General features: G+C 65.2%; 16 protein-coding genes and 1 pseudogene. 12 read left to right on the top strand and 5 right to left on the bottom strand.

Annotated elements, in window-relative coordinates; translation table 11 throughout:
* From L0U84_RS02120 to L0U84_RS02110, 3 genes are all read left to right on the top strand, one after another.
* Entirely contained in the window at positions 1–1,305 is a 1,305-nt protein-coding gene (locus tag L0U84_RS02120) for an MFS transporter (protein ID WP_233847147.1), read from the top strand.
* Positions 1,306–1,472: 167 nt separating this feature from the next.
* Positions 1,473–1,856, top strand: coding sequence for a VOC family protein (locus L0U84_RS02115; protein WP_233847138.1), 384 nt, complete (start codon positions 1,473–1,475; stop codon positions 1,854–1,856).
* 38 nt (positions 1,857–1,894) lie between these two features.
* Positions 1,895–2,638, top strand: a complete 744-nt coding sequence (locus L0U84_RS02110) for a helix-turn-helix transcriptional regulator (protein ID WP_233847136.1) — start codon at positions 1,895–1,897, stop codon at positions 2,636–2,638.
* A 75-nt stretch (positions 2,639–2,713) separates the two neighbouring features.
* Here L0U84_RS02110 and L0U84_RS02105 read toward each other — a convergent pair whose 3' ends face one another.
* Positions 2,714–3,133, bottom strand: coding sequence for a type II toxin-antitoxin system VapC family toxin (locus L0U84_RS02105; RefSeq protein ID WP_233851911.1), 420 nt, complete (start codon positions 3,131–3,133; stop codon positions 2,714–2,716).
* Entirely contained in the window at positions 3,130–3,381 is a 252-nt protein-coding gene (locus tag L0U84_RS02100) for a type II toxin-antitoxin system prevent-host-death family antitoxin (RefSeq protein ID WP_233847134.1), read from the bottom strand. Before L0U84_RS02100 ends, L0U84_RS02105 begins: the two co-directional genes overlap by 4 nt.
* 125 nt (positions 3,382–3,506) lie before the next feature.
* Here L0U84_RS02100 and L0U84_RS02095 point away from each other — a divergent pair.
* A pseudogene (locus L0U84_RS02095) lies at positions 3,507–3,623 on the top strand (DNA-binding transcriptional regulator); the annotation flags it as partial.
* Between the two features lie 79 nt (positions 3,624–3,702).
* Here the strand turns inward: L0U84_RS02095 and L0U84_RS02090 are convergent.
* Genes L0U84_RS02090 through L0U84_RS02080 form a run of 3 tightly spaced genes read right to left on the bottom strand, consistent with a single transcriptional unit; the run spans position 3,703 to position 6,635 of the window.
* The gene (locus L0U84_RS02090; protein ID WP_233847132.1) at positions 3,703–5,154 is read right to left on the bottom strand and encodes an NAD(P)(+) transhydrogenase (Re/Si-specific) subunit beta; all 1,452 of its coding nucleotides are present in this window, start codon (positions 5,152–5,154) and stop codon (positions 3,703–3,705) included.
* Positions 5,155–5,481, bottom strand: coding sequence for an NAD(P) transhydrogenase subunit alpha (locus L0U84_RS02085; RefSeq protein ID WP_233847130.1), 327 nt, complete (start codon positions 5,479–5,481; stop codon positions 5,155–5,157).
* 11 nt (positions 5,482–5,492) lie between these two features.
* On the bottom strand, positions 5,493–6,635 hold the full coding sequence (locus L0U84_RS02080; RefSeq protein ID WP_233847128.1) for a Re/Si-specific NAD(P)(+) transhydrogenase subunit alpha: 1,143 nt from the start codon (positions 6,633–6,635) through the stop codon (positions 5,493–5,495).
* Positions 6,636–6,918: 283 nt separating this feature from the next.
* On the opposite strand from L0U84_RS02080, the gene L0U84_RS02075 reads away from it, so the two are divergent.
* The 8 genes from L0U84_RS02075 (at position 6,919) to L0U84_RS02040 (ending at position 16,303) form a co-directional block, all read left to right on the top strand.
* On the top strand, positions 6,919–7,398 hold the full coding sequence (locus L0U84_RS02075) for an NUDIX hydrolase (RefSeq protein WP_233847126.1): 480 nt from the start codon (positions 6,919–6,921) through the stop codon (positions 7,396–7,398).
* Between the two features lie 61 nt (positions 7,399–7,459).
* Positions 7,460–8,734 (top strand): tRNA 2-thiouridine(34) synthase MnmA, encoded by a 1,275-nt coding sequence (gene mnmA / locus L0U84_RS02070; RefSeq protein ID WP_233847124.1) that lies wholly within the window; start codon positions 7,460–7,462, stop codon positions 8,732–8,734.
* 272 nt (positions 8,735–9,006) lie between these two features.
* Complete coding sequence (locus tag L0U84_RS02065; protein ID WP_233847122.1) at positions 9,007–10,617, top strand: FMN-binding glutamate synthase family protein; 1,611 nt, start codon at positions 9,007–9,009, stop codon at positions 10,615–10,617.
* A gap of 267 nt (positions 10,618–10,884) precedes the next feature.
* Positions 10,885–11,892 (top strand): glycine--tRNA ligase subunit alpha, encoded by a 1,008-nt coding sequence (gene glyQ / locus L0U84_RS02060; RefSeq protein ID WP_233847120.1) that lies wholly within the window; start codon positions 10,885–10,887, stop codon positions 11,890–11,892.
* Between the two features lie 15 nt (positions 11,893–11,907).
* Positions 11,908–14,007 carry a glycine--tRNA ligase subunit beta gene (gene glyS / locus L0U84_RS02055; RefSeq protein ID WP_233847098.1) on the top strand — a complete coding sequence of 700 codons (2,100 nt, stop codon included), beginning with the start codon at positions 11,908–11,910 and terminating at the stop codon, positions 14,005–14,007.
* 10 nt (positions 14,008–14,017) lie between these two features.
* On the top strand, positions 14,018–14,572 hold the full coding sequence (gene gmhB / locus L0U84_RS02050) for a D-glycero-beta-D-manno-heptose 1,7-bisphosphate 7-phosphatase (RefSeq protein ID WP_233847096.1): 555 nt from the start codon (positions 14,018–14,020) through the stop codon (positions 14,570–14,572).
* A gap of 39 nt (positions 14,573–14,611) precedes the next feature.
* Positions 14,612–15,370 carry a lysophospholipid acyltransferase family protein gene (locus tag L0U84_RS02045; RefSeq protein WP_233847094.1) on the top strand — a complete coding sequence of 253 codons (759 nt, stop codon included), beginning with the start codon at positions 14,612–14,614 and terminating at the stop codon, positions 15,368–15,370.
* Positions 15,371–15,418: 48 nt separating this feature from the next.
* Positions 15,419–16,303 (top strand): M48 family metallopeptidase, encoded by an 885-nt coding sequence (locus L0U84_RS02040; protein ID WP_233847092.1) that lies wholly within the window; start codon positions 15,419–15,421, stop codon positions 16,301–16,303.
* The last annotated feature ends 14 nt before the right edge of the window (positions 16,304–16,317 follow it).

The raw sequence follows: 16,317 nt of genomic DNA, 5'->3' as shown, positions 1-16,317 counted from the left end.
ATGTCCTCTTCCCCGTTGTCCGCCGCGCAGGGTGCCGCTTTCGCCGACGGCGCGCTGCGCAGTGCGTCGCGCAAAAACCTGCTGCGGCTGGTGCCGCTGCTCGCGATCGGTTACTTCTTCAACTACATCGATCGCACCAACATCGGGTTCGCCGCGCTGACGATGAATCACGATCTCGGCCTGACCAACACGCAGTTCGGCGCGGCGGCGGGGATGTTCTTCATCGGCTACTGCCTGCTCGAAGTGCCGAGCAATCTCGCGCTGTACCGCTTCGGCGCGCGCCGCTGGCTCGCGCGAATCATGATCTCGTGGGGACTGCTCGCGAGCGCCTGCGCGTTCGTCGGCGGGCCGACCAGCTTCTACATCCTGCGCATCCTGACCGGTGCCGCCGAAGCGGGCTTCTTTCCGGGCGTGCTGTTCTATCTGTCGTGCTGGTTTCCCGCACAAAATCGCGTGCGGATTCTCGCGTGGTTTCTCGTCGCGATTCCGCTTTCGTCGGTGGTGGGTGGACCGATGTCGGTGGCGATCATGTCGATGGATGGCATCGCGGGTCTGCACGGCTGGCAGTGGCTGTTCCTGCTCGAAGGGCTGCCGGCCTGCGTGCTCGGGGTGCTGACCCTGCTGTTGCTGCGCGACCGGCCGCAGGACGCGACATGGCTCACGTCCGACGAGCGCACCGCGCTGCTCGACGCGCTGGAACAGGAGAACGCGCGCATCCCGAAGAAGAACTTCGGCGCAGCCATCCGCGATCCGAAGGTCTGGATCATGACCGGCATCCTGTTCAGCTACTGGATCGGCATCAACGGCATCGCGATCTGGCTGCCGCTGATCCTGAAAGGACACGGTCTGACGAATACGATGGTCGGCTTTCTGTCGGGCTTGCCGTATCTGGTCGCGGCGATCGTGATGATCGTCTGGGCACGCTGGATGGATCGCTCCGGACGTCACTGCGTGCATCTCGTCGCGGCCTGTCTCGTTGCCGCGGCCGGGCTGGCCTTCTCGGTGATGTTCGACGCGCTCGCGCCGGCGATGATCGGCATCGTGCTTGCCGTCATCGGCCTGAGCTCGGCCCGGCCGGCGTTCTACAGCCTTCCGTCGCGTTACCTGAGCGGCGTCGCGGCCGCGGGCGGCATGGCCTTCATCAACGCGACCGGCAGCCTGGGCGGCTATGTGGGTCCGTGGATGGTCGGGGTGCTCAAAGACGCCACGCATTCGTTCTTTGCGGGCATGGTCGCGATGTCCGCGATGCTGGTGGTCGCGGCGGCGCTGACCGTGGTGCTGATCGCGGTGACGAAGGAGGCGTGAAGCGGACGTGGAGCGGCGCGTAAGGCGGCGCTTCACGCTGCGCGTCAGCCGGGGGCGTAAAGCGGGCGCCCCACCCTACTGCCACCACGCTGTCAGTAGCCCCCCGCACACTCCTTCTCACGCCATCCGGCGCTTGAACGGCCTACTGCCAACCGAAGGAGAGTGTCATGTCCGCATTGCCCAAAGTCGTTGCCTGGTTCGAAATCCCGTCCGTCGATTTCGATCGCGCGGTGCGCTTTTACGAAGCCGCGCTCGACACCACACTGAATCGCCAGGAGATCGGCGGCCAGCCGATCGCCGTGTTCAGCTACGAGGAGCCCGCGACCGGCGGCGCGGTCGTCCATGGTCCGTCGATGACACCCGCGGCCGACGGCGTCACCGTCTATCTGAACGCGCAGCCCACCGTCGACGCGGCGCTGGCGCGCATCGAACGGGCGGGCGGCAAGACCGACGGTCCGGTGATCAAGCTGCCGCAGGACATCGGCTATATCGCGTTCTTCACCGATACCGAAGGCAATCGCCTCGGTCTGCATTCGCGCACCAACGGCTAGGCGCGTCTGAAGCCGCCGCGCCCCAACCGAAGGCCGTCATGCGGCGCTATCATCGCGGGACCGTCCCCCTCCTCCTCTACCCGACGCCCACGATGACGCGCCGCGCCGACCGCCTGTTCCAGATCGCCGAACTGCTGCGCGGCCGGCGCCTGACCACCGCGCAGCAGCTGGCCGACTGGCTGAACATCTCGCTGCGCACGGTCTATCGCGACGTGCGCGATCTGCAATTGTCAGGGGTGCCGATCGAAGGCGAAGCGGGTATCGGCTATCGGCTGTCGCGCTCGGCGAGTCTGCCGCCGCTCACCTTCACCGCCGACGAACTCGCCGCGCTCGCCGCCGGCGCTCGCATGCTCGAATCATGGGGCGGCGCGGGCTTCGCTAGCGGCGCGCGGGGCGCGCTCGCGAAGATCGCCTCGGCGATGCCCGCCGACAAGCGCGCGGCGCTCGAACGGCTCGCGATCTTCGCGCCGTCGTTTCACATCAAAGGGGATTTTTCGACTCAGCTCGACACGCTGCATCGCGCGATCGATACGCGCCAGGTGGTGCGTTTCGCGTACACCGACGCGAACGGCGCCGACACCGAACGCCGGGTCTGGCCGCTCGCGCTCGCATACTGGGGCGCGCGCTGGACGCTCGGCGCATGGTGCGAGCTGCGCGGCGACTTCCGCAACTTCGGACTGGAGAAGATTCGCGATCTCGAAGTGCTCGACACGTATCCGGATCAGGAAGGCAGGCGGCTCGCGGATTTACTGCGGCATGTGAACGCGCGGCCGAATAGATGAAAAGGATCGCGAGCAATGCCGGCAAGTCAAGTTACCGGCATTGACCGGCGCGGTTTTTTTCGCGGACGCGAAAAATCACGCAGCTTCCCAGGGGTTAATGAGGGCGACACCAGTCGCCACGAAATCAGCCACATTGCGCGTCACCACGGTCATGCCATGCACCATCGCCGTCGCGGCGATAAGTGCATCGCGCTCCGAGCGCCGATCCGGTACATGCAAGCGCGCGCAGCGCAAGGCAACGCCGGTATCGACAGGCAGGACGCGGTCAGCAAACTCCGGCAGGACCCGTTGATCGAGCCACGCGCGCAGCAATGCGCCTTGGGCCGGGTCGCTGCGCTCCTTCAGCAAAACGCCTGTGGCCAGCTCCATGATCGTGATTGCAGAAACAAAGAGCGCCGAAGCATCGACGCTCTCTGACCAGGCTGCGACGTTGGCATCAGCCCTGCGCCCCTTACGGAGTTCGGAAACGACATTCGTATCGATAACAAACATCAGAATTCAGCCGGCCGGATAGCGATATCCACGCGCGGCGGATCGAATTCGATGTCGGCAACCTCGGGCATCGCCAGAGCGTCCGCGATGTTGCGCCGTTGCCTCGCGAGAAGCCAGTATTCCTCGATACTCAGAAGGACATGGGCAGGCTTGCCGCGATCGGTGATGAATACCGGACCGTCTTTGGTCGCCTTTTTTGCGCGGGTCACATCCTGATTGAGTTCCCTGCTGGAGAAGGTAGTAATCGTCATATTTATCTCCCATCACACAACGTAGTTACGTTACTACATGTCAGGAATGTAGACAAGTCACTATGTTGTGAGTTCCAGAAGAAAAATTTTCGCGTCCGCGAAAAAATCGCCGACAGCGGCTTCCTCGCAACTTCGGACTGGAGAAGATCCGCGATCTCGAAGTGCTCGACACGTATCCGGATCAGGAAAGCAGGCGGCTCGCGGATTTACTGCGGCATGTGAACGCGCGGCCGAATAGATGAAGAGGATCGCGATGAAGGGATCGCGATGAAGGATCGCGATGAGGTAGCGCGATCCTGAGGTCTGCTCACCGCGAACGATCTAGTCGACCGCCTTCACCATATCCTCGATCACCTTCTTCGCGTCGCCGAATACCATCATCGTCTTGTCCATGTAGAACAGGTCGTTGTCGAGCCCGGCGTAGCCCGCCGCCATCGAGCGCTTGTTGACGATCACGGTGCGCGCCTTGTACGCCTCGATGATCGGCATGCCGGCGATCGGCGACTTCGGATCGTTCTTCGCGGCCGGATTCACCACGTCGTTCGCGCCGAGCACCAGCACCACGTCGACCTGGCCGAACTCGCCGTTGATGTCCTCCATCTCGTAGACCATGTCGTACGGCACTTCGGCCTCGGCCAGCAGCACGTTCATGTGACCCGGCATGCGGCCGGCCACCGGGTGAATCGCGTACTTCACCTCGATGCCCTTCTCGACCAGCTTGTCGGTCAACTCCTTCAGCGCATGCTGAGCACGCGCCACGGCCAGCCCATAGCCCGGCACGATCACGACGGTTTCGGCGTTGCCCATCATGAACGACGCGTCATCGGCCGAACCCGATTTCACCGGACGCTGCTCGGCCGTGCCGCCCGCGGCCGCGCCCGGCTCGTTGCCGAAGCCGCCGAGAATCACGTTGAAGAACGAACGGTTCATCGCCTTACACATGATGTACGACAGGATCGCACCCGACGAACCCACCAGCGAGCCGGCGATGATCAGCATCGGATTGTTCAGCGAAAAGCCGATGCCCGCCGCCGCCCAGCCCGAGTACGAGTTCAGCATCGACACGACTACCGGCATGTCCGCGCCGCCGATCGGAATGATGATCAGCACGCCGAGCACGAACGCGATGATCGTCATGATGATGAACGGCAGCCACGACTGCGTGAGGAAGAACAGCACGCCGAAGCCGAGCATCGCGAGCGCGAGCATCAGGTTGATCAGATGCTGGCCGCCGTAGACCACCGGCGCGCCCTGAAACAAGCGGAACTTGTACTTGCCCGACAGCTTGCCGAACGCGATCACCGAACCCGAGAACGTGATCGCCCCGACGAACGTGCCGATGAACAGCTCGATGCGGTTGCCATACGGCAGGAAGCCCTCGATCGGCACCTCGGGATCGACGAGGCCGAACGCGGCCGGCTCCGACACCACCGCATACGCGATGCACACGGCCGCGAGACCGATCAGCGAGTGCATCGCCGCGACCAGTTCGGGCATCTTGGTCATCTCGACGCGCGCGGCGACGAACGCGCCGATCGCGCCGCCGATCACGAGCCCGAACAGCAGCAGGCCGAGGCCGAGACCGAGATTGGAGCCAAGCACTTCGGCCTGCCGCGAGATCAGCGCGATGGTGGTCAGAATCGCGATCGCCATGCCGACCATGCCGAAGGTATTGCCAACGCGGGCGGTCTTCGGATTCGACAGCCCCTTGAGCGCCTGGATGAAGCAGACCGACGCGACCAGATACAGCAGCGTGACGACGTTCAGGCTCATTTACGTACCCTCCTTGCCGCCAGCCGGGAGTTTTTTGGGCTCCTTCTTCTTGAACATCTCCAGCATTCGCCGCGTGACGAGAAAACCGCCGAACACGTTGACGGCCGCGAGCGCGACCGCGATCGTGCCGAAGAACTTGCCCGCACTGCCGACCGTGAGGCCGGCCGCGAGCATCGCGCCGACGATCACGATCGCCGAGATCGCATTGGTGACGGCCATCAGCGGCGTATGCAGCGCGGGCGTGACGTTCCAGACCACGTGATAGCCGACGTAGATCGCCAGCACGAAGATGATCAGGTTGATCACCGTGTGATTGATGACTTCCATCTTCGGCCTCCCTATGCTTTGCGCGTGACCTGGCCGTCGCGAGCCAGCAGTGTGGCCGCGACGATGTCGTCTGCGAGATCGATATTCAGCGTGCCTTCCTTCGTGACGATCAGCTTCAGGAAGTCGAGCAGGTTGCGCGCGTACAGCGACGACGCGTCGGCGGGCACCATCGCGGCGAGGTTCGTATAGCCGACGATCTGCACGCCATAGCGCACCACCACCTGGTCCGCCTCGGTCAGCGGGCAGTTGCCGCCGCGCCGGCCTTCGTACTCGGCGCCGCGGCCGGCCGCGAGATCGACGATCACCGAGCCCGGTTTCATCGCCTGCACCATGTCGATCGAAATCAGCGTCGGCGCGGCGCGGCCCGGAATCAGCGCGGTCGAGATCACGATGTCGGCCTGCTTCGCGCGCTCGTGGACCAACGCCGACTGGCGCGCGAGCCACGACGGCGGCATCGGCCTCGCATAGCCGCCGACACCCTGCGCGGCCTCGCGCTCCTCGTCGGTTTCATAGGGCACGTCGAGAAACTTCGCGCCAAGCGATTCGATCTGCTCCTTGACGGCCGGGCGCACGTCGGACGCCTCCAGCACCGCGCCCAGGCGCTTCGCGGTGGCGATCGCCTGCAGGCCGGCCACGCCCGCGCCGAGAATCAGCACGCGCGCGGCCTTCACGGTGCCGGCCGCGGTCATCAGCATCGGCATGAAGCGCGGATAAAGCGTCGCCGCGAGCAGCACCGCCTTGTAGCCGGCGATATTCGCCTGCGACGACAGCACGTCGAGGGTTTGCGCACGAGTCGTACGCGGAGCGGCTTCGAGCGCGAACGCGGTGACGCCGGCCGCGGCGAGTTTGCCGGCATTGTCGGCGTTGAACGGATCGAGCATGCCGACGAGCGTCGCGCCGCGCTTGAGCAGCGGCAGTTCGGAATCGGTGGGGGATTGGACTTTGAGGACGAGTTCGGCGCCGAACGCCGTGGCGGCATCGACGATTTCCGCGCCCACGGCCGTATAGGCGTCATCGGGAAAGCTCGCGCCGGCGCCGGCGCCGCTCTGGAGCGTGACCCGGTGGCCTTGCGCGACGTACTTTTTGGCCGTTTCGGGCGTCGCGGCAACGCGGGTTTCATGCGCGCGAGTCTCGGCTGGCACTCCGATGTGCATCGTTGTTCCTCCTCGACTTCCTGTTTGACGACAGATCTGCCGACGAGGCTCGCCGGCTTGCAGATGCAACGGCTGACGCAGGCCCCACTTTAACCGGAAACCGCCACATCACAAATATCGGGGTCGATGCCAATGCGCGGCGGACCGCCAAACGGTTAGCAGGCGGGCGCGAACCCGCGAGATCCGCCACCGGCCATGGTCCGCCCCGGTGCCGAGCGGTCGCCGCCCCGGCGCCGACCCGCCGCCCGGCAGCCGGCGCGCATAACCGGTAAAATGCGCAGCCATGAAACCGGAAACCTGGCTGCCGCACGTGACCGTCGCGGCGATCGTCGAGCGTGACGGGCGCTTCCTGCTGGTCGAGGAACATACGGCCGCCGGCCTGCGCCTGAACCAGCCCGCCGGTCACCTCGAGGCGGGCGAAACGCTGCTGGAAGCGGTGGTCCGCGAAACGTTCGAGGAAACCGCGCATCCGTTCGCGCCCGAGGCGCTCGTCGGCATGTACATGACCCACTTCGAGCGGCCGGACCGCGCGGGCACCACGTACCTGCGCTTCACCTATTGCGGCGCGGGCGGCCAGCCGGACCTGGCGAGTTCGCTCGATCCCGACATCGTCCGCACGCTGTGGATGAGCGCCGATGAGTTGCGCGCATGCCCTGAGCGGCATCGCACACCGCTCGTGATGCAGTGCATCGACGATTACCTGGCCGGCCGGCGTTTCCCGCTCGACTTCGTCCATACGCATTCGGTCGCGCCGAAGCGATGAGGGCGTCACGAGCGGCTCCCCCCAAGATCCATGCAGTGATGCAGCACCCAGTGAGTACCTTATGAGCAAGCGTAAAGTCGTAGTAGGCATGTCGGGCGGCGTCGATTCGTCGGTTACCGCGTGGCTGCTGAAGGAACAGGGCTACGACGTGGTCGGCCTGTTCATGAAGAACTGGGAAGACGATGACGACAGCGAATACTGCTCGACGCGCCAGGACTGGATCGACGTGGTGTCGGTCGCGGACCTGATCGGCATCGACGTCGAGGCGGTCAACTTCGCGGCCGAGTACAAGGACCGCGTGTTCGCCGAGTTCCTGCGCGAATATTCGGCCGGCCGCACGCCGAACCCGGACGTGCTGTGCAACGCCGAAATCAAGTTCAAGGCCTTCCTCGATCACGCGATGTCGCTCGGCGCCGAAACCATCGCGACCGGCCACTATGCGCGCGTGCGCCAGAACCGCGAGCGCGACGGCCGCTTCGAACTGCTGAAGGCGCTCGATCATACGAAAGACCAGTCGTACTTCCTGCATCGGCTGAACCAGGCGCAGTTGTCGAAGACGCTGTTCCCGCTCGGCGAGATTCCCAAGACCAAAGTGCGGGAAATAGCCGCGCAGATCGGCCTGCCGAACGCGAAGAAGAAGGATTCGACCGGCATCTGCTTCATCGGCGAGCGGCCGTTCCGCGACTTCCTGAACCGCTATCTGCCGACCAAACCCGGCCCGATGAAGACCACTGACGGCAAGATCGTCGGCGAGCACATCGGCCTCGCGTTCTACACGTTCGGCCAGCGCAAGGGCATCGGCCTCGGCGGCAGCAAGGACGGCAGCGGCGAGCCGTGGTTCGCCGCGGGCAAGGATATTCCGACCAATACGCTGTACGTCGCGCAGGGGCACGATCATCCGTGGCTGCTGTGCCATACGCTGTCGGCGGGCAACACCAGCTGGGTCGCGGGCGAGCCGCCGGCCGACGGCTTCGCGTGCGGCGCGAAGACGCGCTACCGGCAGGCCGACGCGGCGTGCACGTTCAACGCCGCGGCGGCGGGCGGTGCGGGCGAAGACCTGTTCGAGCTGAGCTTCGACGCCGCCCAATGGGCCGTCACGCCGGGACAATCGGCGGTGTTGTACGACGGCGACGTGTGCCTCGGCGGCGGCATCATCGAGCGCGCGATGACCGGGCAGCCGGCCGAGCTGCCGCAGGACCAGGCGCCGAAACAGACGCGCGCGCAGCGTCGCAAGCAGTCGCACAAGCCGAAGCAGCCGCAAGGCCAACCGCAAGGCCAGCCGCAGGACGAGCCGCAAACACCGCGGCAAAAAGCGACGCTGCTCGGCGCGCGTTGAGCGATGCATAACGGCGAGCGCGACGGGTTGCACCACTCCAACACGCTCGCGCCGTTTATCCCGTTTATCCCATTTCCCCCGCCTCGCGCAGTCACACACGCTTCACCTTCACGTGCGACGCTTGGCTTTCATTCGCACGCCTCATCTCCGGGCTTCCCCGGTACACGCCGCGCCGTGACCCGCAGCCGCCAGTTTTCCTTCGCAACGGATACCGTCCGCGCGCCTCGCGCGGGCGATCCCGCCGCAACGATCTTCACTGCACTGGAGTCCCCATGTTTTCTCGACGCTATCTGGCCATGTGGTGCGCAATCGCGCTCGCCGTGGTGTGTGCCGCGCTCGCCGCGACGCATCGACTGTCGTGGTTCTGGATCATCGTGCCTTCCGCGCTCGTCGCGCTCGGCGTGTTCGACCTGACGCAACAGCGCCACGCGATCCTGCGCAATTACCCGCTGTGGGGCCACCTGCGCTTCATTTTCGAATTCATCCGCCCGGAGATCCGTCAATACTTCGTCGAAGACGATACCGACGAAAAGCCGTTCTCACGCGCGCAACGCAGCATCGTCTACCAGCGCGCGAAGAACGACGTCGACAGCCGCCCGTACGGCACACGGATCGACGTGAAGGCGGTCGCGCACGAATGGATCAGCCACTCGCTCGCGCCGACCACGCTCGACGGTCACGACTTTCGCATCGTCGTCGGACCCGATCGCGCGCAGCCGTATTCGATGTCGATCTTCAACGTGTCGGCGATGAGCTTCGGCTCGCTGTCGGCCAACGCGATCATGGCGCTGAACCTCGGCGCGAAAAAAGGCAACTTCGCGCACGACACCGGCGAAGGCTCGATGTCGAAATATCATCGCGAGCATGGCGGCGACATCATCTGGGAAATCGCCTCCGGTTACTTTGGATGCCGTAACGACGACGGCACCTTCAACGCCGAAAGATTCGCGAAGCAAGCCGCCGAGCCGCAAGTGAAGATGATCGAGGTGAAGCTGTCGCAAGGCGCGAAGCCTGGTCACGGCGGCGTGCTGCCGGCCGCGAAGATCACGCCCGAAATCGCCGAGACGCGCGGTGTGCCGATGGGCCGCGACTGCATCTCGCCCGCCACGCACTCCGAGTTCTCCACGCCGCGCGAGCTGCTCGAATTCGTCGAGCGGCTGCGCACGCTGTCGGGTGGCAAGCCGACCGGCTTCAAGCTGTGCATCGGGCATCCGTGGGAATTCTTCGGTATCGCGAAGGCGATGCTGGAAACGGGCATCCTGCCGGACTTCATCGTGGTGGATGGCGCCGAAGGCGGCACCGGCGCGGCGCCGCTCGAATTCACCGATCACGTCGGCGTGCCGCTGCAGGAAGGGCTGCTGCTCGTGCACAACACGCTGGTCGGCATCGGTCTGCGGCAGCGCATCCGCATCGGCGCGAGCGGCAAGATGATCACCGCGTTCGATATCGCGAAGACGCTCGCGATCGGCGCGGACTGGGTCAACGCGGCGCGCGGCTTCATGTTCGCGGTGGGTTGCATCCAGGCGCAGACCTGCCACACCGGCCGCTGTCCGACCGGCGTCGCGACCCAGGACCCGGTGCGCCAGCGCGCGCTCGTCGTGCCGGACAAGGCCGATCGCGTGTTCAATTTCCACCACAACACGCTGCACGCATTGCAGGAAATCATCCAGGCCGCCGGGCTGCGGCATCCGGCGGAGTTGCGCGCGCATCACATCGTGCGGCGCGTGTCGTCGCATGAGGTGCGGCTGATGTCGGACCTGCTCAAGTATCTCGAACCGAACGATCTGCTCAACGGCAGGTATCGCTATACGCTGTTCGAGAAGTATTGGCCGATCGCGCAAAGCGATTCGTTCTCGCCGAAGGCGGAGCTGGCGGCGAGCTGAGTCGCCGCGCGCGAACCAGCGCAGGCATCGCCGGCGTCGTGCCGATGCCGTGCTGGCGTCGCGCCGGCCTCGACGGGCCCTTCGCGGGCCCTTCGCGGGCGTTCTCGCGCCGCCCGTCGCCCAAAAACCGCATCGCGGCCCGTCCGACCCCGCAAAACGGGCCGCCCCCTTTCCTTTCCGTTAAAATCTCTGGTTTAGCACTTCGCTCCACGGCCCCCTCGCGCGCTTCGGCGCAAGCGGCACGGCCCCATGCCCGAAAGGCACTTCATGCTCACGTTTCAGCAAATCATCCTGACCTTGCAGTCCTACTGGGACAAGCAGGGCTGCGCGTTGCTCCAGCCGATCGACATGGAAGTCGGCGCGGGCACGTCCCACGTCCATACGTTTCTGCGCGCGATCGGCCCCGAGCCGTGGCGCGCCGCCTACGTGCAACCGTCGCGCCGCCCGAAGGACGGCCGCTACGGCGAGAACCCGAACCGTCTGCAGCATTACTACCAGTACCAGGTGGTGCTGAAGCCCGCGCCGGAAAACATCCTCGACCTGTACCTCGGCTCGCTCGAAGCGCTCGGTTTCGACCTGAAGCAGAACGACGTGCGTTTCGTCGAGGACGACTGGGAAAACCCGACGCTCGGCGCGTGGGGTCTGGGCTGGGAAGTGTGGCTGAACGGCATGGAAGTGACGCAGTTCACGTACTTCCAGCAGGTCGGCGGGCTCGACTGCAAGCCGGTGCTCGGCGAAATCACCTACGGTCTCGAACGCCTTGCGATGTATCTGCAGAAGGTCGAGAACGTCTACGACCTCGTCTGGACCGAGTGGGAAGAGCAAGGCCCGAACGGCCCCGAACTGCGCCGCCTGACTTACGGCGACGTGTATCACCAGAACGAAGTCGAGCAGTCCACTTACAACTTCGAGCACGCGAACGTCGATCTGCTGTTCACGCTCTTCAACAGCTACGAGGCGGAAGCAAAGCGCATGATCGACGCGCAGATCGCGCTGCCCGGCTATGAACTCGTGCTGAAGGCGGGCCACACGTTCAACCTGCTCGACGCGCGCGGCGCGATTTCGGTCACGGAACGCGCGGCGTATATCGGCCGGATTCGCGCGCTGTCGCGTCTGGTCGCGCAGGCCTACTACGAATCGCGCGAAAAGCTCGGCTTCCCGATGCTCGGCAATCCGGTGCACGGCGTGCCCGGCCTCACCACCGACGAGCAGGAAGCCGCGATGCCCGCGTGGGCGCCGCCGCTGAAAGTCGAACGCAAGATCGATCAGGACTGACGAGAACTTCAACCAATGACTCAATCTCAACACGCTACCCTGCTCGTCGAGCTGCTGACCGAAGAGCTGCCGCCGAAGACGCTCGCGCGTCTCGGCGACGCCTTCGCCGAAGGCATCGCGCAGCGCCTCGCCGCGCGCGACCTGATCGATGGCGAGCCGTCGTTCGAACGCTTTGCCACGCCGCGTCGCCTCGCGGTGACGATTCACAACGTGCGCGCGGTCGCGCCGGAAAAACACGTGCGCGAAAAAGTGCTGCCGGTTTCCGTCGCGCTCGATAAAGACGGCCAGCCCACCGCGCCGCTCGCGAAAAAACTCGCCGCGCTCGGCTTCCCCGACTTCACGGTGAACGACCTCGAACGCGCGCAGGACGGTAAAGCCGAAGCGTTCTTCCTGCGCTACGCGGCGCCGGGCGCGACGCTCGCCGACGGCCTGCAAGGCGCGCTCGACGAAACGCTCGCCAAGCTGCCGGTCGCAAAGCCGATGACCTATCAGCGCCCCGACGGCTCGACCGTGCAGTTCGTGCGCCCGGTGCATCGTCTGACCGCGCTGCACGGCGAAGAGATCGTGCCGGTCAGCACGCTCGGCATCGACGCCGACGACACCACGCTCGGCCACCGCTTCCTGTCCGAAGGCTTCGTGCAGATCCAGCACGCGCAGTCGTACGCCGAAACGCTCGAACACCGGGGCCGCGTGATCGCGAGCTTCGCGAAACGCAAGGAAGCGATCCGCTCGCAACTGCTCGTGCACGCCGGTGACGACAAGGTCGTGATGCCCGAGGCGCTGCTCGACGAAGTGACGTCGCTGGTCGAATGGCCGGTCGTCTATGAGTGCCGCTTCGAGGACGAATTCCTGCAGGTGCCGCAGGAATGCCTGATCCTGACGATGCAGACCAACCAGAAGTACTTCGCGCTGACCGATGCGCACGGCAAGCTGCGCTCGCGCTTCCTGATCGTGTCGAACATCGAGACGGCAACGCCGGTCGAGATCGTCGAAGGCAATGAGCGCGTGGTGCGTCCGCGTCTCGCCGACGCGAAGTTCTTCTTCACGCAGGACAAGAAGAAGCCGCTCGCGGACCGCGTGCCGCTGCTCGCGAACGTCGTCTACCACAACAAGCTCGGCTCGGCGCTGCAACGCGTCGAGCGGCTCGAAGGGCTGGCCGGCGCGATCGCCGCACTGATCGGCGCCGACGTCGCGCGCGCGAAGCGCGCCGCGCGTCTCGCGAAGGCCGACCTGATCACCGACATGGTCGGCGAATTCCCCGAGCTGCAAGGCACGATGGGCACGTACTACGCGCGCCACGACGGCGAGCCGGAAGAAGTCGCGCTCGCGTGCTCGGAGCACTACCAGCCGCGCTTCTCGGGTGACGCGTTGCCCACCACCGCGACCGGCACCGTCGTCGCGCTCGCGGACAAGCTCGAAACGCTGGTCGGCATCTGGGGCATCGGCCTGCAGCCCACTGGCGAGAAAGACCCGTTCGCGCTGCGCCGTCATGCGCTCGGCGTGCTGCGCATTCTGATCGAGAAGCAGTTGAACGTCGACTTCGTCGAGCTGCTGCGCGTCGCTTATGCGCAATTCGCCGGCATGCCGAACGTCGCCGATTCGACCGACGCGATCTACGAGTTCAGCATGGACCGCCTGCGCGGCCTGCTGCGCGAACGCGGCTACGCGGCCGGCGAAATCGACGCGGTGCTCGCGCTGAACCCGACGCGGCTCGACGACATCGTCGCGCGCCTCGACGCGGTGCGCGAATTCGCGTCGCTCGCCGAAGCGGCGTCGCTCGCCGCGGCCAACAAGCGTATTTCGAACATCCTGAAGAAGTCCGAAGGCGTGACGAGCGGCGGCGTGCAGCTTGGCTTGCTCACCGAAGCAGCGGAGAAGGCGCTGAATGCGCAGCTCGAACAGGTGACCCCGCGCGTGCAATCGCAACTGGCCGTGCGCGACTACACCGGTGCGCTCACGGCACTGGCCGCGCTGCGCGAGCCGGTCGACACGTTCTTCAACGACGTGATGGTCAACGCCGAAGACCCAGCGTTGCGCGCCAATCGTCTGGCTCTGCTCGGCGCGCTGCATCAGCAGATGAACTGCGTCGCCGATATTTCCCGACTCGCCGCCTGAGCACCGCGCCATGCCGATCAAGAAAGTGGTGATCCTCGACCGCGACGGCGTGATCAACGTCGACTCCGACGCGTTCATCAAGTCGCCGGACGAATGGGTTGCGCTGCCCGGCGCGCTGGAAGCGATCGCGCGCCTGAACCAGGCGGGCTATCGCGTCGCGATCGCGACGAACCAGTCGGGCATCGGCCGCGGTCTGTTCGACATGGACGCGTTGAACGCGATGCATCTGAAGATGCACCGGATGGCCGCCGCGGTCGGCGCGCGCATCGAAGCGGTGTTCTTCTGCCCGCACACGGCGGAAGATCACTGCGAATGCCGCAAGCCGAAGCCCGGCATGCTGAAAATGATCGCCGAGCGGTTCGAGATCGATCCGGCGCATACGCCGACGGTCGGCGATTCGCTGCGCGATCTGCAAGCGGGCGCGGCGCTCGGGCATCCGACGCACCTCGTGCTGACCGGCAAGGGCCGCAAGACCCTCGCCGCGGGCGGCCTGCCTGAAGGCACGATCGTGCACGACGACCTGCGCGCGTTCGCGCTCGACTTTCTCGCCGACGCTCAGGAGTAAGCGCGCACCGCGCGCTCCCCACACTCACCGACCACACCGATGCGCTTTATCCGTTCCCTGCTGCTGCTGATTTATTTCGTTGTGGTCACCGTGCCGTACGCGACCGCGTGCTTCATCGCGTTTCCGTTCCTGCGCGCGGAAAGGCGCTACTGGATGGCGGCCGGCTGGTGTCGTCTGACGCTGTGGACGGTGCGCTACCTGAACGGCATCCGCTATCGCATCGAAGGTTTCGAGAATCTGCCCAACGGCCCGGCCGTGCTGCTGTCGAAGCATCAGTCGGCGTGGGAGACGCTCGCGTTTCCGGCGATCATGCCGCGCCCGCTGTGCTATGTGTTCAAGCGTGAGCTTTTGTATGTGCCGTTCTTCGGCTGGGCGCTTGGCATGCTGAAGATGGTTCACATCAACCGCAAGGAAGGCAAATACGCGTTCGAATCGGTCATCAATCAGGGCAAGGCGCGCATGGCCGAAGGCGCATGGGTCATCATGTTTCCGGAAGGCACGCGCACGCCGACCGGCAAGCAGGGCAAGTACAAGACCGGCGGCGCGCGCTTCGCGATCGCGACCGGCGCGCCCGTCGTGCCGATCGCGCACAACGCGGGCCGCGTGTGGCCGCGCAACTCGTTTACGAAATATCCGGGTATAGTCACGGTGTCGATCGGCAAGCCGTTCGACACGACGGGGCTCACGCCCGACGAAGTGAACACGCGCGTCGAACAGTGGATCGAAGCCGAAATGCGCCGCATCGATCCGACTGCCTATAGCGCGGCGGCTAACGGTTCCGCCGCCGCTCCCATCTGACGCGCCACGCCCTCGAAGTCCGAAGGCGTATTGCGCGAAGCGAAGCCGATGCAGAAGTCTCCCACGCCGCAGCCCGCCGCGGCGCTCGAAAACCGGCAGCTCGATCTCCCGCTCTTCGCCGAGCCGGGGTCGACGTCGTCGTCTCCTTCACCTTCCGCGTCCGACTCGGCGCCAGTCATGTCGCCGGCCGCGCCGCTCGCGCCAGACGGCAGCAAGCTGCGCAGTCTCACCATCGGATCACGTACGCTGCACTACGCGCTCAAGCGTTCCGCGCGCCGCTCGATCGGCTTTGCGATCGACAGCACCGGTCTCACGATCACCGCGCCGCGCTGGGTCACGCTTGCCGATATCGAGACCGCGATCACCGAAAAACAACGCTGGATTTTTACGAAGCTGATCGAATGGCAAACGCGCGTCGAGCAGCGCGCATTGCCGAAGATCGACTGGAAAGACGGCGCCGAAGTGCCCTACCTCGGTCAGCCGGTGCGCGTGACGCTCGGCGCGCCGCGCGGCATGCTCGCGTTCAGCGCCGAGCACGCGGTGTTGCAATTGCCGCTGCCGTCGCAGGCCGATCCGCAGCAGATCAAGGATCGCGTGCAGGGCTGGCTGCAAGGCGAGGCGAAGCGGCTGTTCGGCGAGCGTCTGGCGATTTACGCGCAAAAGCTCGGCGTCAACTACCGCGCGTATGCGTTGTCTTCAGCGGCGACGCGCTGGGGCAGTTGTTCGAGCGACGGCAAGATCCGCCTGAACTGGCGGCTGATTCATTTTCCGCTGTCAATCATCGATTACGTCGTCGCGCACGAGCTGTCGCATCTGCGCGAGATGAATCACAGTCCGCGCTTCTGGCAGACGGTCGAATCGATTTTTCCGGAATTCCGCGAGGCGCGGCAGACACTGAAGTCGCATCCGCCGGAGTTGTTGCCGACGCTTTGAGGCAGGGCAGGAAA

Source organism: Paraburkholderia sp. HD33-4, from assembly GCF_021390635.1.
Taxonomy (GTDB): domain Bacteria; phylum Pseudomonadota; class Gammaproteobacteria; order Burkholderiales; family Burkholderiaceae; genus Paraburkholderia.
The sequence above is the reverse complement of the archived record's forward strand: the minus strand, read 5'-3'. Positions and strand labels throughout refer to the sequence as shown.